This is a genomic window from Methylobacterium nigriterrae (assembly GCF_037106235.1).
In the GTDB taxonomy this organism is placed as follows: Bacteria; Pseudomonadota; Alphaproteobacteria; order Rhizobiales; family Beijerinckiaceae; genus Methylobacterium; species Methylobacterium nigriterrae.
Map to the genome: position 1 here is coordinate 1 of NZ_JBAWTG010001035.1, position 255 is coordinate 255.

Sequence of the window (255 nt, forward strand, 5' to 3'; positions counted from 1 at the left end):
TCACGGAAGAGTTCCTCGAGCACTTTCGCGACTGGCGAGAGGTCGTCAGCGTTTCCTCCGTCGGCGACCACTTCGACGAGCTGCACACGCGCTCCGACGACCCGTGGTCGGTGCGCACCCGCTGGTACGAACGTCGCAAACGCGCCATCACCATGGCTTCGCTCCCGCGCAAACGCTTCACGCGAGCTCTGGAGATCGGATGTTCGATCGGTGAGTTGTCCGCCGAACTTGCCGACCGCTGCGACCGCCTCCTCG

At 64.7% G+C, this 255-nt stretch carries 1 protein-coding gene; it reads left to right on the top strand.

The features are described from left to right. Nucleotides 1-255, top strand: a 255-nt coding sequence (locus WDW90_RS40135; RefSeq protein ID WP_336493121.1) for an SAM-dependent methyltransferase, incomplete at both ends; no start/stop codon positions are given.